Origin of the sequence: Arthrobacter nitrophenolicus (assembly GCF_000332815.1) — a bacterium.
Taxonomy (GTDB): domain Bacteria; phylum Actinomycetota; class Actinomycetes; order Actinomycetales; family Micrococcaceae; genus Arthrobacter; species Arthrobacter nitrophenolicus.
Window position 1 is genome coordinate 1 of record NZ_AOFD01000080.1, and the last position, 15,004, is coordinate 15,004.

At 69.5% G+C, this 15,004-nt stretch carries 11 protein-coding genes and 1 pseudogene; 9 read left to right on the forward strand and 3 right to left on the reverse strand.

The features are described from left to right. From G205_RS19125 to G205_RS19135, 3 genes and pseudogenes are all read left to right on the forward strand, one after another. Positions 1–603: pseudogene (locus G205_RS19125) on the forward strand (serine/threonine protein kinase); the annotation flags it as partial. Between the two features lie 61 nt (positions 604–664). Further along, positions 665–1,369, forward strand: coding sequence for a hypothetical protein (locus G205_RS19130; RefSeq protein ID WP_009359457.1), 705 nt, complete (start codon positions 665–667; stop codon positions 1,367–1,369). Further along, positions 1,366–5,811: an FtsK/SpoIIIE domain-containing protein gene (locus G205_RS19135; protein ID WP_009359458.1), complete on the forward strand. Its 4,446-nt coding sequence runs from the start codon at positions 1,366–1,368 to the stop codon at positions 5,809–5,811. Before G205_RS19130 ends, G205_RS19135 begins: the two co-directional genes overlap by 4 nt. A 10-nt stretch (positions 5,812–5,821) precedes the next feature. Here G205_RS19135 and G205_RS21980 read toward each other — a convergent pair whose 3' ends face one another. Further along, entirely contained in the window at positions 5,822–6,541 is a 720-nt protein-coding gene (locus G205_RS21980) for a hypothetical protein (RefSeq protein ID WP_009359459.1), read from the reverse strand. Between the two features lie 145 nt (positions 6,542–6,686). On the opposite strand from G205_RS21980, the gene G205_RS19145 reads away from it, so the two are divergent. The 5 genes from G205_RS19145 to G205_RS19165 all read left to right on the forward strand — a co-directional run bounded on the left by G205_RS19145 (position 6,687) and on the right by G205_RS19165 (position 11,578). After that, positions 6,687–7,307 (forward strand): hypothetical protein, encoded by a 621-nt coding sequence (locus G205_RS19145; protein WP_009359460.1) that lies wholly within the window; start codon positions 6,687–6,689, stop codon positions 7,305–7,307. A 37-nt stretch (positions 7,308–7,344) separates the two neighbouring features. Next, positions 7,345–9,633, forward strand: coding sequence for an NAD-dependent DNA ligase LigA (ligA, locus tag G205_RS19150; protein WP_009359461.1), 2,289 nt, complete (start codon positions 7,345–7,347; stop codon positions 9,631–9,633). After that, positions 9,630–10,439, forward strand: coding sequence for an inositol monophosphatase family protein (locus G205_RS19155; protein WP_009359462.1), 810 nt, complete (start codon positions 9,630–9,632; stop codon positions 10,437–10,439). Before ligA ends, G205_RS19155 begins: the two co-directional genes overlap by 4 nt. Before the next feature lie 202 nt (positions 10,440–10,641). Then, on the forward strand, positions 10,642–11,145 hold the full coding sequence (locus G205_RS19160; RefSeq protein WP_009359463.1) for a GNAT family N-acetyltransferase: 504 nt from the start codon (positions 10,642–10,644) through the stop codon (positions 11,143–11,145). Between the two features lie 49 nt (positions 11,146–11,194). After that, positions 11,195–11,578 carry a RidA family protein gene (locus G205_RS19165; RefSeq protein ID WP_009359464.1) on the forward strand — a complete coding sequence of 128 codons (384 nt, stop codon included), beginning with the start codon at positions 11,195–11,197 and terminating at the stop codon, positions 11,576–11,578. A 7-nt stretch (positions 11,579–11,585) separates the two neighbouring features. On the opposite strand, the gene G205_RS19170 is transcribed toward G205_RS19165, so the two are convergent. Further along, positions 11,586–12,251 carry a response regulator gene (locus G205_RS19170; protein ID WP_009359465.1) on the reverse strand — a complete coding sequence of 222 codons (666 nt, stop codon included), beginning with the start codon at positions 12,249–12,251 and terminating at the stop codon, positions 11,586–11,588. Next, positions 12,244–14,064 (reverse strand): sensor histidine kinase, encoded by a 1,821-nt coding sequence (locus G205_RS19175; protein ID WP_009359466.1) that lies wholly within the window; start codon positions 14,062–14,064, stop codon positions 12,244–12,246. Before G205_RS19175 ends, G205_RS19170 begins: the two co-directional genes overlap by 8 nt. 202 nt (positions 14,065–14,266) lie before the next feature. On the opposite strand from G205_RS19175, the gene G205_RS19180 reads away from it, so the two are divergent. After that, the coding region (locus G205_RS19180) for an SLC13 family permease (protein WP_009359467.1) at positions 14,267–15,004 on the forward strand (738 nt) is incomplete at its 3' end.

Sequence of the window (15,004 nt, forward strand, 5' to 3'; positions counted from 1 at the left end):
GACTGGGCGCAGGCCACGGTCCTGCGCGGCAACCAGGGCCACACCGGCCCGGCAGCCCCGCCCGCCCATGCTGCGGAGGCCGGCTACACGGGTGCAGCCGACGCCACTATCCAGCGGGGGACCACGCCGCCGCCCGAAGCGGACGACCCTACAGCGGCACAGGCTCCCGACCACGGCAGGCGCAACCTCTGGCTGGCCATTTCCGGCGGCACCCTGCTTGCCCTGGCCGCCGTCGTGGGCCTGGTGGTGGCCAACGCCGCCCCGGAAACGCCCCGGGCGGCCGAGACCCAGCAGGCCAGCAAGCCGCCGGCGGACGCCCTGGACAACGGCACCGTGCCGGATGTCGCGGGCCTCAAGGGAGTTGTGGACGCCGAAGGGAAAGCAACGTTCACCTGGGAGAACCCGCAGCCCAAGGACGGCGACACGTACAAGTGGCGTGTCTACGCGGTGGGGGAGAGCAGCGAGTACCAGGCCACCACGGGGACCACTGTCCAGGTGGCGCTCAACCCTGCCGTGCCCACCTGCCTCCAGGTGATGATCGTCCGCAGCGACGGGGCATTCTCCCCGCTGGAGGATGACTCCATCGCCTGCATCAACAAATGACCCGGCACAACGGACCGGCGATCCTGTTCACGCGGGGACTGCCCGGAAGGAGACACGGAACATGGGGGATCTAGCAATAGATTTCTGTGGGGAATGGTACGAACCGTCGGACGAGGACGTTTTCAACATCGGCCGCGAAGGCGATTTGGAAGTCGACGATAACCCGTACCTGCACCGGCAGTTCCTGCAGGTGGCCCGCTACGACGGCATCTGGTGGCTGAGCAACGTGGGCAGCATGCTGTCCGCCACGGTCGCGGATGCCTCCGGCGGCATGCAGGCTTGGCTTTCGCCCGGGGCCAGGATCCCGCTGGTGTTCAGCCATACCAACATCATCTTCACAGCCGGACCCACCACCTACGAGTTCGCCGTGCACCTGAAGACCCCGTCCTTCCGCCAGGAGGCGCGCGAGGGCGGCGTCAGCGGCGACACCACCATCGGGCCGGTGGTGTTCACCGATTCCCAGAAGGCCCTCATCGTGGCGCTCGCCGAACCCATGCTCCGCCGGGAAGGCACGGGCTTCAGCGCCATCCCGTCGTCGGCCGCGGCAGCCAAGACCCTGGGCTGGGCACTGACGCGTTTCAACCGGAAGCTGGACAACGTGTGCGACAAACTTGACCGCGTGGGCGTGGCGGGGCTGCGCGGCGGCGGCGGCAAGCTCGCCACCAACCGCCGCGCCCGGCTGGTGGAGCATGCCGTGACCTCGCACCTCGTGACGCCTGACGACCTCTACCTCCTGGAGAAGATGAGGGGCGTGGACGAAGGATGAGGATCCGGCTGACCCTCCGCCGCGAGCCGGCCGAGGCCAAGGACCTTGCCGTCACCGTGGACGGCCTCGCCACCGTGGCGGACATCGCCGCCGTGCTGTGGGCCGCGGACCCGGAGCGCAAGGGCATCCCCGCGCCGGACAACCTGTCCCTGCGCATCGACGAGGCATTCGTGGGCGCCGGGATCAGCGGCAATGTCCTGACCCGCACGGACAACCTCCTCGAATCCGGCCTGCGCCCCGGCTCCGTCGTTTCGCTGGCCCAGGTCAGCGAACAGTTCCACGAACCCGGAACCAGCCGCGGCCCCGCCGCGGCGACCCTGCGCGTGCTGTCAGGGCCCGACGTCGGACGGGAATTCCCGCTGCCCACCGGCACCAGCTACATCGGCAGGGACCGGGACGTGGACATCCGGCTCACGGACCCCCTGACCTCCAAACGCCACGCCCGCATCACCGTGGGCGAGGGCGTGGAGATCGTTGACACCAACTCCGCCAACGGGCTCCTGATGGACGGGCTCCCCGTCACCCGCGCAACCCTGAACTCCTCGGACACCGTCACCCTGGGCGACACCACCGTGACGGTGGTTCCGCTGGGCCACAACCATGCGGCAGCGCCGACGTCGCCCATGGTGGACTTCAACCGCTCACCGCGCGTGGTGCCCCGGTTCGAGGAACCCAAGCGGGTGGTGCCGGCCGGGCCGAAACGCCCGGAGGACCAGCCCTTCCCGTACATCATGCTGATCGCCCCGCTGATGATGGGCGCGGTCATCTTCGCCGTGACGCGCAACGCCCTCTCAGTGGTGTTCATGCTGATGATGCCGCTGTTCATCGTGGGCCACTACGTCGACCAGAAGATGCGCAACCGGCGCCTCCGCAAGGACGGGCTCAAGCATTTCCGGGCCTCGATGGCGGCATTCCGTGAGGACATCACCGAGCTGCAGAAGGTGGAACGCGCCGTCCGGATGCAGGAGGCGCCCTCGGTCAGCGACACCGTGGACGCCATCTACAAACTGGGCCCGCTGCTGTGGACCCACCGCCCGGAGCATGCCTCGTTCCTGGGACTGAGGTTCGGCATGGGGACGGCGCCCTCGCGCCTGCAGCTGGAGGAGCCGTCCAACAACGACACCGAGGTCGAGTACACGCGGGAGATCCAGGACTGCCTGAAGCAGTTCCGGGACATCGAGGGCGTCCCGGTGGTGTCCCAGCTGCGTACCTCCGGGTCCCTGGGCATCGCCGGCGCCCGCGGCCTGGTGGACGATGTTGCCCGCGGCATGGTGCTCCAGCTGGTGGGCCTCCATTCGCCGGCGGAAGTCATCCTGACCGCAATCACCTCCGCCCAGTCGCGGGAACGCTGGAACTGGCTCCAGTGGCTGCCCCACGTTGGTTCCGGCCACAGTCCGCTCTCCGGCGACCACCTGGCCGCAGGGTCCGCGGGAGGGTCCTCGCTCCTGGCCCGCCTTGAGGACCTGCTCGACGCGCGGGAAGCCGCCGCCAGGCGCTCCGGCCCGGACCTGCGGCCGGAGGTGGATCCGGCCAAACACGAGGTGGACGCGCCGGTGCTGCCGTCCGTGCTGGTGATCGTCGAGGACGACGCGCCCGTGGACCGGGGCCGCCTCACCCGGCTCGCCGAGCGCGGACCGGACTCCGGCGTCCACGTGCTCTGGGTGGCCACGGACATCCAGGCCCTTCCGGCGGCCTGCCGCGACTTCATGGTGGTGGACGGCGACCACGGCACCACCACCGGGCAGGTCCGCCTCGGCCGGCACACCTACCCTGTCAGCTGCGAAAGCGTGGACGCCGAACTCGCCGGGCAGCTGGCCAGGATGCTCGCCCCCGTCGTGGATGTGGGCAAGCCCGTTAACGACGACTCCGACCTTCCGAGGGCCGTCTCCTACGCCACCCTGATCGGCAAGGACTTCCTGGACAACCCCCAGGCCGTCGCCGAACGCTGGACCGAAAACAACTCCGTCCACGCCACCGCCGTGGCCAACCGCAAGGACAACGGCACGCTCCGCGCCCTGGTGGGTTCCAAGGGCGTCGAGCCGCTCTACCTGGACCTGAAGAACGAGGGCCCGCACGCCCTGGTGGGCGGCACCACCGGCGCCGGCAAGTCCGAGTTCCTGCAGTCCTGGGTCATGGGCATGGCGGCCGCCTACAGCCCGGACCGCGTCAGCTTCCTTTTCGTGGACTACAAGGGCGGCGCCGCCTTCGCGGACTGCATCAACCTTCCGCACACGGTGGGGCTGGTCACGGACCTCTCGCCGCACCTGGTGCGCCGCGCCCTGACGTCCCTCCGCGCCGAGCTGCACTACCGGGAGCAGCTCCTCAACCGGAAAAAGGCGAAGGACCTGCTCGCGCTGCAGCGCGAGGCAGACCCCGAGGCTCCGCCGTACCTCATCATCATCGTCGACGAATTCGCGGCGCTCGCCAATGACGTTCCCGAGTTCGTGGACGGCGTGGTGGACGTTGCCGCGCGCGGACGGTCCCTCGGCCTGCACCTCATCCTGGCCACCCAGCGGCCCGCCGGCGTGATCAAGGACAGCCTGCGGGCCAACACCAACCTCCGCGTAGCCCTGCGCATGGCCGACGAGGACGACGCCACGGACATCCTCGGTGTCCCCGACGCCGCCTACTTCGACCCCGGGATCCCAGGCCGCGGGGCAGCGAAGACCGGACCGGGCCGGATCCAGGGTTTCCAGACCGGCTACGCCGGCGGCTGGACCACCGACAAGCCTCAGCGGCCCCAGATCGACATCGTCGAAATGGCGTTCGGGTCCGGACCCAGCTGGGAACCGCCTGCCCCGGAAAAGCCGGTGGTGGCCGAACCCGCGGGGCCGAACGACATCGCCCGGATGACCGCGAACATTGTCCGGGCCGCCGGCACCCTGGGCATCCGGCCGCCGCGGAAGCCGTGGCTGGACGAACTGGCCAAGACCTACGACTTCTCCAGGCTGCCCAACCCGCGCACGGATGAACGCCTGCTGCTCGGCGTGGCCGACGACCCCGCCCGGCAGGACCAGCCCACGGTCTTCTACGAGCCGGACAAGGACGGCAACATGGCCATCTACGGGACGGGCGGTTCCGGAAAGTCGGCCGCCCTCCGCGGGATCGCCATCGCCGCCGCGGTGACGCCCCGGGGCGGGCCCGTCCACGTGTACGGCATCGACTGCGGCTCGTCCGGGCTGAGCATGCTGGAAGAACTGCCCCATGTGGGCGAAGTCATCGACGGCGACGACGTGGAACGCGTGGGCAGGCTGCTGCGCCTTTTGCGCGACATCGCGGAGCAGCGCTCTGCCCGTTTCGCCGAAGTCCGGGCCTCCACCATCGTGGAGTACCGCAGGCTGGCCAACCGGCCCGACGAAAAGCGGATCTTCGTCCTGGTGGATGGCATGTCCGCCTTCCGGGAAGCCTACGAACACAGCAAACTGTCCGGGCTGTGGGACATTTTCCTGCAGTTGGCCACCGACGGCCGTACCCTGGGCATCCACCTGGTGGTCACCGGAGACCGGCCCAACTCGGTGCCGGCGTCCCTGCTTGCCTCCATCCAGCGCCGCCTGGTCCTGCGCCTGTCCTCCGAGGACGACTACATCTCCATGGACGTGCCGCGCGACGTCCTCAATGCCGGCTCGCCTCCGGGCCGCGGACTGCTGGACGGGCGGGAGGTCCAGCTGGCCGTGCTCGGCGGGAACTCCAACCTCGCCCTGCAGGCGCGCGAGGTGCACAAGCTCAGCGAGGCAATGCTGCGCCAGGGCCTGGACACCGCACCCGGCATCGAGCGGCTCCCCGAACAGGTGGACCTGGACGTCCTGCCGGCCGGCAGTCCGGACATGCCCGTCATCGGCGTCGACGACGAAACCCTGGAGCCGGCGGCGGTCATGGCCCGTGGGCCGCTGCTCCTGGCAGGTCCTCCCGGCGCCGGCCGGACCGTGGCGTTGGTCACCCTGGCCTACGCCCTCCGCCGGTCCAATCCGGATACCGAGCTGATCTACCTCGGATCGCGGCGCTCCGCCGTCGCATCGCTGCCCCTGTGGAACCGGTCCGTCGTGGGACCCGACGACCTGGCCGAGGTGGTGGAGGAGCTGGTGGAGCATTCCTCCGGCAACCCGGGCAGGCTGGCCATCTTCATCGAGGGGCTGACCGAATTCACGGACACGCTCGCCGAATCAGGCGTTGCCCAGCTGGTCACAGCCTCCATCAAGGCTGACCAGTGGGTGGTGGGCGAATCCGAAACGTCCACCTGGTCCTCTGCCTGGCAGCTCGCCCAGCCGTTCAAATCCGGCCGGCGGGGCCTGCTCCTCAACCCGGGCGACATCGAGGGCGACAGCCTCCTGAACACCTCCCTGGGCCGGGTCAGCCCGGAATTCATCCCCGGCAGGGGCTACGTGGTGGGACGTGGAAAATCCCGCAAAATCCAGGTGGCGCTGCCGCCGGAAAACCGCGACTAGCACGCCTTACTCAGGAGGGCCGCACATTCGATGGATTTGCGGCCCTCCGGCGTGTTGTAGAAGACTGCTGGGAGACCAGAAAGCCGCAGACGGGGGACTGCGCGCACCGAAAGGTATCCATGACCCCGTCCACTCCGCTGATCCGCGCCGCCTCGGCAACAGCCACCGCAGCCGTGCTGGCACTCTCGATAACGCTGCCCACAGGGGGCGCCGCACTGGCAGAATCCCCCGAACCGACAGGCTCGGAAACCTCCACCACTGCCCCCGGCTGCGGACAGGAATGTGCGCAGGAACCCACAGAAACCTGGACCCCGGAAGCGCGTCCCACCCGGACGGCCAAGCCCGAGGACGATCCCTCGGAAACGGCCGCACCCGATCCCGCGGCGCCCGCCGCGCCCCGGACCGCAGCCCCCTCCACGCCGGCCGCGAACCCTGCGGCCCCCACTGCCTCCGTGGAACTGATGCCGGCCGAGCCGGCTGCCGGGCCAACGGAAACCGGGGCGTCGGCCACTCCGTCCGCCACGGCCCCCTCAAGCGGCACGCCGTCGTCGTCCTCAAACTGGAACACGCCCGTCACCCGGTCCGCGAAAGCCACCCAGGCAGCCGCTGTCACCCGGCAGGCGCGGAGTCCGACGGTGCCAACCTCCCGGCCGTCGCCGCCGGTGTGCTCCTGGTGGGCGCCGGCGGGGGAGCGTTCGCCTGGTGGGGCAGGAACCGCGTCCGCGCGCACTGACACCTGCCGGGCAGCAGGCGGGCGGCCGCCCGGGCACAGTCCAGGGCAAAGCGCGGATTTGCGGCCCCGGGTCCGGCTGTAGAAGACTGCCGGGGACACCAGAAAAGCCGCGGTGGGGGACTGCGCGCATCGAAAGGTAGCAATGACCCCGACTTTCCCGGCCCTCCGCGTTGTCTGCACCACCGCAGCGGCATTAGTCCTGGCCATGGCCATCCTCTTCCCGGCAGGACCGGCAGGTGCCGATTCCCCCGAACCATCGCCTGCCACCACACCAGGAACGGACGCCCCGGCCGAAGACTGCGGCCTTGTGTGCCTGCCCGTCCTGGGCGGCGGCAGGCCGGAGCCCACCGGCGATGAACGCCCCACCCAAGCTCCGGCCGAGGCCCCTGCGCAGCCGGGAAATCCCGCTGCGGAAGCACCCGCCGGGCCTCAACAAGCCGCTGCATCCCCGGCCACCGCGGCGCAGGCCGCCGTGTCCTCCGAGACGGATGCAACCGAAGACGCGGCACCGGAGGGAGCAGTCACAGAAACTGCCGCCGCGGTCACCGGCTCCGCGGCGCCGGCCGTGGCGTCCGGAGCGCCGGACTGGAATACGCCCATCACCCGGTCCGCCACCGCAACCCGGGCAGCCGGCATAACCCCGGCCGCCGGACCCGGCGCCGGAGGTCCCGAGCTGCTTCCCATCGCAGCCGGTACCTTGCTGATGGGAGCAGGCGGTGCGGCCTTTATCTGGTGGGGCAGGACCCGCCTCCGGGCGCACTAACCGGCGTCCTGTCACACGTGTAAGGCAAGATAGGTCTGTGAGCACAGGACCAGGCCCCGCAGAAAAGACAGCCCCCAGGAACAGCAGCCCCGGCAGCCCGGACGCCATCCCTTCGGACTCCCTCCGCGAGGAATACGAGAACCTGGCGGACCTCGTCCGGAAGTACCGGTTCGCCTATTACCAGGAGGACGCGCCCCTGGTATCGGACGCCGAGTTTGATAGCCTCTTCCGCCGCCTCGAGGAGATTGAGGCGCTCCACCCCGAACTGGTCGCCAACGATTCACCCACCCAGGAAGTGGGCGGCGAGGTGTCCGCCGCTTTCGCGGCAGTCGAGCACCTGCAGCGCATGTACAGCCTGGAAGACGTCTTTTCCATCGATGAGCTCGAAGCCTGGCTGAACAGGGCGGAGGCAAGTATCGAAAAGCTTGGCGACGGCGCGGCCCGGGCCGCCTGGCTCACCGAACTCAAGATCGACGGCCTGGCCGTCAACCTGCTGTACCGGGACGGGAAACTGGTCCGGGCAGCCACCCGCGGCGACGGAACAACCGGCGAAGACATCACCCACAACGTGCTCACCATCAAGGAAATCCCGCAGCAGCTTGAGGGCGGGGGCTTCCCGGCAGAGATGGAAGTCCGCGGCGAGGTGTTCATCCCGTCCAAGGAGTTCGCGGAATTCAACGAGGCACTGATCGAGGCGGGCAAGGCGCCGCTGGCCAACCCGCGCAACGCCGCCGCCGGGTCGCTCCGCCAGAAGGACCCGGCCGAAACCGCCAAGCGCCCGCTGAAGATGTTCGTCCACGGCATCGGCGCCCGCGAGGGGCTTGAAGCCCGCAGCCAGTCCGAAACGTATGACCTGCTCAAGGGCTGGGGCCTGCCCGTCAGCCCCTACTTCGAGGTGCTGGAAAGCCGGGCGGACGTCCTGGCGTTCATCGAAAAGTACGGCGCCCAGCGCCACAAACTGCTCCACGAGATCGACGGCATCGTCATCAAGGTGGACCACTTCGCCACCCAGCGGGCCCTCGGCTACACCACCCGCGTGCCGCGCTGGGCCGTGGCCTACAAGTACCCGCCGGAAGAAGTGCACACCAAGCTCCTGGACATCCAGGTCAACGTCGGCCGCACGGGCCGGGTGACCCCCTTCGGCATGATGGAGCCGGTCAAGGTTGCCGGCTCCACCGTGGAGATGGCCACCCTGCACAACCAGGACGTGGTCAAGGCCAAGGGCGTGAAGATCGGCGACATTGTCATCCTCCGCAAGGCCGGGGACGTCATTCCGGAAATAGTCGGCCCGGTCCTGGCCCTGCGAGACCAGCAGGACCCACCTGTGCGGGACTTCGTGATGCCCACCGAGTGCCCCTCCTGCGGCACGCCCCTGGCCCCGGCCAAGGAGGGCGACGTGGACATCCGCTGCCCCAACGCGAAATCCTGCCCTTCCCAGCTCCGTGAGCGGGTGTTCCACCTCGCCGGCCGCGGCGCGTTCGATATCGAGGCGCTTGGCTGGGAGGCCGCCATAGCGCTGACACAGCCGGCCGAGCCGGAGGTTCCACCGCTCACCTCCGAGGCAGGCCTGTTCGACCTGGCCCCGGAAGACCTCGCCCCGGTGAAGATCCGCCGCGAGAAGCGCTCCAAGGGTGTGGGCACCGGCGAATACGAACTGGTGCCGTACTTCTACAGCAAGGGCACGGCCAAGTCGCCGTCCAAGCCCACGGCCACCACTGAAAAGCTGTTCAAGGAACTGGAAAAGGCAAAGGCCCAGCCGCTCTGGCGCGTCCTGGTGGCGCTGTCCATCCGGCACGTGGGGCCGCGGGCTTCACGGGCGCTCGCGCAGGCCTTCGGCACCATGGACGGCATCCGGGCAGCCTCCGAGGAGGACCTTGCCCACGTGGACGGCGTCGGGCCCACCATCGCCGCGGCGCTCAAGGAATGGTTCGCGGAGGACTGGCACCGGGAGATCGTGGACCGCTGGGCTGCGGCAGGAGTCCGGATGGCGGACGAACGCGACGAATCCACCCCGCGCACCCTCGAGGGCCTCACTGTGGTGGTCACCGGGTCCCTGCCCAATTTCAGCCGGGACGAGGCCAAGGAAGCCATCCTGGTCCGGGGCGGCAAGGCAGCAGGCTCGGTGTCGAAGAACACCAGCTACCTGGTGGCCGGCGAAAGCGCCGGCACCAAGCTGGACAAGGCCGAACAGCTCGGGATTCCGGTGCTTGACGAGGACGGCTTCCGGCAACTGCTGGAAGGCGGCCCTGACGCGTTGGCAGGTGATGGTGCGGGGGCGCCGGCAGGGACGGAAACCGACGAGGACACCGTGGAGGCAACGGCATGACCACCCCTGCAGAACTTCTGGCCGTGGCAAAGGCCGCCGCCGCGGCCGGAGCCGAGGTGCTTGCCGCCAGGAACGGGGACACCCTGGCTCCCAGCAACAAGGGCGCCGCGGGGGACTGGGTCACCGCGTTCGACGTCGCTGCCGAGAACGCCGTCCGCGGGGTCATCCAAGCGTCCCGCCCGAACGACAGCATCACCGGCGAGGAACACGGAACCACCCGGCCCGAGGCGCCCAGCGGCTACCGCTGGTCCATCGATCCACTGGACGGCACCACCAACTTCATCCGCAACATCGTCTACTACGCCACGTCGGTGGCGGTTGCCGACGCCGACGGCGCGTGGCTGGCCGGCGTGGTCAACGCCCCGGCGCTGGGCCGCACCTACTACGCCTCCCGCGGCCAGGGCGCCTGGCTGGAGGAGGGCGGCAGGGTCACCCGGCTGGAGGGGCCGGTCCCCGGCCGGAAGGGGCAGATCCTGGCCACCGGCTTCAGCTACGATCCTGCGGTCCGCGCGGACCAGGCCACCGCGCTGGCAGGCCTCATGGACGGGTTCGCGGACGTCCGGCGGTTGGGTTCGGCCGCCCTGGACCTGTGCATGGTGGCCGACGGCACCCATGACGCCTACGGCGAGCGCGGGCTCAACGAGCACGATTTCTCCGCCGGTGCGCTCATCGCGGAAGAAGCCGGCTGTTGGGTGCGTCGGCCGCGGCTGGCCAGTCCGCTCGACGGCGGTCCCTCGGATGCCGAACGGCTGGACGCCTGGACCTGCGCCGCCGGCCTGGAGCTGTCCGGCAAGTTCCCGCTCTAGGCGGACCCGGGCAGGCGGCCCGGCAAGTTCCCGCTCTAGGCGGACCCGGGCAGGCGGCCCGGCAGGTTCCCGCTCTAGGCGGACCGGGCAGGCGGCCCGGCAGCCCGGCTTCCGCCGGTAGTGATAGTTCGGTAGTGATAGTTCAGTCACGGAAAGCGCCCTTTCGGGCCGGGGGAGCGGCAGCCGCCACTACCATTGACGGGTGCCACCGCAGATCACCATCCGTGCCGCCGTCGAGGCCGATTACGACGCCGTTGCCCGCATTACGCGCGATTCCTACCTCGCAGCGGGCTACTTCGACGACGCCGAACACCCGTACATGCGCAAGATCCAGGATGTTGCGCTGCGCGCCGGGCAGGCCACCATCTGGGTGGCGGAGCGGAACAGCGAGGTGGTGGGATCGGTGACGCTGGCCACCGCCGGCGAACCGTACGCGGACATCGCGCTGCCGGATGAGCTCGAGTTCCGCATGCTGGTGGTGGACCCCGCCGTGCAGCGCAGCGGAGCCGGGAAGGCCATGGTGGATGCCATCATCAACCACGCCCGGTCCCTGCCCGGGATTACCGGCGTCGCCCTCACCACGGGGGAGACATGGGAGAGCGCGCACGGACTGTACCGCAAAGCCGGGTTCCGCCGGGTGCCGGAGCGTGACTGGTTCGTCCCCGGAACCGACACAAAGCTGCTGGTTTACCGGCTGGACCTGTAGCAGCCCTACAGTGGTGCCGACCCCATTCCGGCATTTGAAAGGCCCCACCATGCGCAAAACCTTCGGCACCGGTTCCGTCTGGGAACAGACGCTCGGCTACTCCCGCGCCGTCCAGGTGGACAACACCCTGTACATCTCGGCCACCGCTGCCAGCGGCGAGGACGGCATCGTGGGCGATGACTTCTACACGCAGACCCAGTTCATCCTGCAGAAGCTCGGCAAGGTCCTGGCCGACGCCGGGTTCAGCTTTGAGGACGTCGTCCAGTCCAAGCTCTACCTGACGGACATCAGCAAGTGGGAAGAGGCAGGCCGCGCCCACGGCGAAGTGTTCGGCGAGATCCGCCCCACCCTGTCCCTGGTGCATGTGCTGCCGTTCCTGGACCCCAAGATGCTCGTCGAAATCGAGCTCGTGGCCCAGAAGAGCGCCAGCTAGGAAAAATCTAGGGCGCGGCGGGCAGGCCGTAGCGGTGCTCCGGCCTGCCCGTGCTCCCGTACCGAAGCTGGATATCGACGGCGCCGTCGTCGGCCAGCGATGACAGGTAGCGTTGCGCGGTGGCCCGGGAAACGCCCACCCGGCTGGCCACTTCGGCTGCCGAATACTGCTCGCCGGGAACCAGGGACTCCAGTACGGCCGCCTCAGTGGCTGAGCGCGGTTTCGCCGACGGCGTCACGTCCCCGGGGATCAGTGACCTCTTGGCGCGTTCCACCGCGTCCTGGTCCAGTGCCCCCGGGGCGGAGAGCAGCCGGCGGTACCGGGCGTAGGACCGCAGCTGCTGCGACAGGGCGTCAGCAGTGAACGGCTTCAGCAGGTATCCCAGCGCGCCGCGGCGGAAGGCCGTCCGGACGGACAGGGCATCCGAGGCGGCGCTGAGCATGACGGTATCGACGTCGAGCTGCTGCAGCAGGTCCAGGCCGGAGGCGTCCGGCAGGTAGACATCCAGCAGCACCAGGTCGGGCCGCAGGCTGTGGATGGCCTGCAGCGCCAGGGACGCCGTGCCCACCGGCGCCAACGCCAGGAACCCGGCCACCGAGTCCACGTACGCGGCGTGGAGCTTGGCCACATGGAAGTCGTCGTCCACGATCAGGACCCGGAAATCCTCAGCCATCGTTGTTGTCTCCCTTCATCTCCGCGCTTCGCGGCGCTGTATCGCTGCGCGCTGTCCCCAAAGTTCCTGGTGTCCCTAAACTTCCCTGTGTCCCCAAAGTTCCTGGTGTCCCCAAAGTTCCCGATGCCTCCGCGCTTCCCGCGGTGGTACGCGGCAGGGTGGCCATGAAGACCGCCCCCGGCCCGCCCTGCCTGCCCCGGTCCAGCACCCTGACGTCCCCGCCGCGGCGCCGGGCCAGCTGGCGCGCCAGGGCCAGCCCAAACCCCTGTCCGCCGCTGCCGTTCCGGGCCAGCGGCCCGGACGCCGTGCTGAAGCCTTCCGCGAAGATCGCCTCCGCGTCCGTCCCTTCCGCCAGCCCGTCGCCAGAGTCCGCGACCACGATGTGGAGGGTGCCGCCGTCGCCGCCCGGCTCGTCCAGCACCTCCACCTCCACCCAGCGTTCCGTTGCGGCGCCGGCCACCGCCGCGTTCACCGCGTTGTCGATCAGGTTGCCCAGCACGGTGGTGACGTCCTGCGCCTCCGTGACGTGCCCGCGGACCAGGGTTTCGGGGCCGATCCGCAGGGCCACGCCCCGTTCCTCGGCCTCCACGCCCTTGGCACCCACGAACGCCTGGAGGTAGGGGTCCTGCAGGAGCTCGGCCTGCTCCACCGGGAAAGTGAGGGGGCCGGTGGCGGCAAGCTGCGCCAGGTACTCGCGCGCCTGCCGGTGCTGGCCGATGCTCATGAACCCGGCCAGCGTGTGCAGCTGGTTGGCGAACTCGTGGCGCTGCGCGCGCAGCGCCGTCGACATGGTGCCCACGGCGTCCAGCTGGCGGGTGAGTTCCTGCAGTTCGGTGCGGTCGCGGAGCATCACCACCCAGCCAAGGTCCTCCCGCCGGTGCAGGGCCTTGCGGGCATTGGCCACCAGCACCCGCCCGCCCGCCACGACTTCCAGGGCGTCGCTGCCTGCGGTGCCGGGCCTGGTCAGGGACTTCACCTGGTCCGGGACGGGGGCGTCCTCCCAGCGCCCGCCGGTCAGGTCGGGCAGGTCGAGGAGGCGCTGCGCGGCGGCGTTGAACACGCTGATCCGGCCGTCGGCACTCACGCCGATGACGCCGTCGTCCACGCCCTGCAGCACCGCCACCTGGTCGTGGACCAGCGTGCTGATCTCCTCCGGTTCCAGGCCCAGCGTCAGCCGCTGCAGCCGGCGGCGCAGCAGGAAGGAGCCCAGCACGCCGGCCAGCAGGGCACCCGCCGCCGTCCCGGCCACGGGGCCGATGTCCCGGGCCACGCTCTGCCCTACCGTCTCCATCGAGTACCCCACGCTGACTTCGCCCACGACGGCGGAGCTGCCCGGCGCGTACACGGGCACCTTGGCTCCGGCGGACGGGCCCAGCGTCCCCGTGTTCCGGGTGGTGACCTCGCGTCCGGCCAGGGCTTCCGAGGGGTCGGTGCTGACCTTCCCGCCGAGCCGCTCCGGTTCGGGATGCGCCAGCCGCAGGCCCGTCTCATCGGTGATCACCACGAACAAGGCTCCGGTCCTGGTCCGCGCGGCCTCGGCCGCCTGCATCAGGGGCCCGGCCGCGAGTTCGGCAGGCGGGGGAGTGCCCTCCCGCGCACTGATGGCCTGCACGTCGGCCCGGACCGAGGGGTCCGAGGCGACGGTCCGGGCAAGGGTCAGCGCCTGGTTCTCGGCCTCGCTGCCCACCCTGTCATAGGTCAGCCACGCATGGACGGCGGCGCTGAGCAGGACCACCAGCAGCACCACGGCCACCTGCAGCAGCAGCGTCTGGGTGGAGAACCGCAGCGGCGGGCGGGGCGCGGAACGCTGCATGATCCTCCTTGATGACGGGCTGTCGGTGCCCTCAGGGGCTACCGGAACCAGTGGCGGCAGCCTGTGAGCAGAATGAGCAAAATGCTCCCAATAAGCAGTATGCCAATCAATTGAGCCAAAGGCACTGCCGTGACGGCGGCCACCCTACAGTCTGTAGCACGCATCACAACGCTGTGGTGCCGTTCACAAGAAGGAGCCGGCTGTGCTGGTAATACTTGGATTCGCCATGATCGCGGTATTCATGGTGCTGATCATGACGAAAAAGTTGACGCCAGTGCTGGCGCTGATCATCGTCCCCACCGTTTTCGGTCTTTTCGCCGGTGCCGGGCTGGGCATCGGGGACATGGTCCTGGATTCCATGAAGTCCATGACCTCCACCGCGGCGCTGCTGATGTTCGCCATCATCTACTTCGGCCTGATGATCGACGTCGGACTGTTCGACCCGCTGGTGAAGTTCATCCTCCGCAAGCTGGGCAACGATCCCGCCAAGGTTGTGCTGGGCACCGCCCTGCTGGCAGCCGCCGTGTCCCTGGACGGCGACGGCTCCACCACGTTCATCCTCACCACCGCAGCCATGCTGCCCATCTACCTGCGTCTCAAGATGAGCCCGGTGGTCCTCACCTGCGTGGCCGGCCTCGCCAACGGCACCATGAACATCGTTCCCTGGGGCGGCCCCACCGCCCGTGCCGCCACCGCACTGGAAATCGACGTCAACGACGTCTTCGTCCCCATGCTTCCGTCACTGATCGCCGGCGTTGCCGTGGTCCTCGCCTTTGCCTGGCTCCTCGGCCTGCAGGAGCGCAACCGGCTCCGCGCCACCCAGCCTGAAATCTGGGGCGTCCCGGATACTGCCGAGAAGTTCGACGGCGGCGCTTCCGCCGGCTCCGCGGGCGGCGGTTCCGGAACCGGCCGCGGACGCACCGGCGGCACCCCCGGCGTC